This is a genomic window from Caulobacter sp. 05L422 (assembly GCF_056397765.1).
On record NZ_JBFTOB010000048.1, the window covers coordinates 1 to 1,021 of the forward strand.

At 60.1% G+C, this 1,021-nt stretch carries 2 protein-coding genes; both read left to right on the forward strand.

From position 1 onward, the window contains the following. On the forward strand, positions 1 to 209 hold a 209-nt coding region (locus AC1DMQ_RS25735), incomplete at its 5' end, for a flagellin (RefSeq protein ID WP_477036365.1). Positions 210 to 596: 387 nt separating this feature from the next. Next, the coding region (locus AC1DMQ_RS25740) for a flagellin (RefSeq protein ID WP_477036366.1) at positions 597 to 1,021 on the forward strand (425 nt) is incomplete at its 3' end.

Here is a 1,021-nt window from a genome sequence, read left to right on the forward strand (position 1 = left end):
GCACCAGCTCGACCGGCCTGGACACCCACCTGACCTTCGTCGGCAAGCTGCAAGACAGCCTCGACGCCGGCGTGGGCAACCTGGTCGACGCCGACCTGGCCAAGGAAAGCGCCAAGCTGCAGTCGCTGCAAACCAAGCAGCAGCTGGGCGTGCAGGCGCTGTCGATCGCCAACCAGTCGACCCAGTCGGTCCTCAGCCTGTTCCGCTAAGCGGTTCGGCCCTCGAGTTCAGCACCTTGAAGGGCGGGTCTTCGGACCCGCCCTTTTTCTTGCGCGTCCCTTTTCCTCGCAAGCCGGTCGAACTAGACTCATCCCGCAAGCGGCGACGCCTACCAGATGTTGTATTTCGAGGCACAGTCGGCCGGGCGACAGAGTCAACGCCAGATTAAGATCCGACCTCATGACTCTCGGTCAAAAGAACTCGATTCAAGCGAGGCGCTTCCCTGAATCGAAATGACTAACGAGGCATTATCCAAGTCCCGAAAATAGCTGCGACACTTTTACATTATCGAAAGCACGACCGTGGACACTGGCGATGAGCAAAATGCTCCCGACCGTCAAAATGACGTCGGCCACCTTGAATGGGAACTCGCCGAAATGGCTCTGAACAGCATCAACACGAACTCGGGCGCGATGATCGCCCTGCAAAACCTGAACGCCACCAACAGCGAACTTCAGGTCACGCAACAACGCATCAACACCGGCAAGAAGGTCGGCACCGCCAAGGACAACGGCGCGATCTGGGCCATGGCCAAGGGTCAATCCTCGACCGCCAACTCGCTGAACGCCGTGAAGGACTCGCTGCAACGCGGCCAGTCGACCATCGACGTGGCCCTGGCCGCCGGCGACACCGTCACCGACCTGCTGGGCAAGATGAAGGAAAAGGCTCTCGCCGCTTCCGACACCTCGCTGAACACCTCGTCGTTCAACGCCCTGAAGTCCGACTTCAACAGCCTGCGCGACCAGATCACCAAGGCTGTCACCAACGCCAAGTTCAACGGCGTCTCGATCGCCGACGGCTC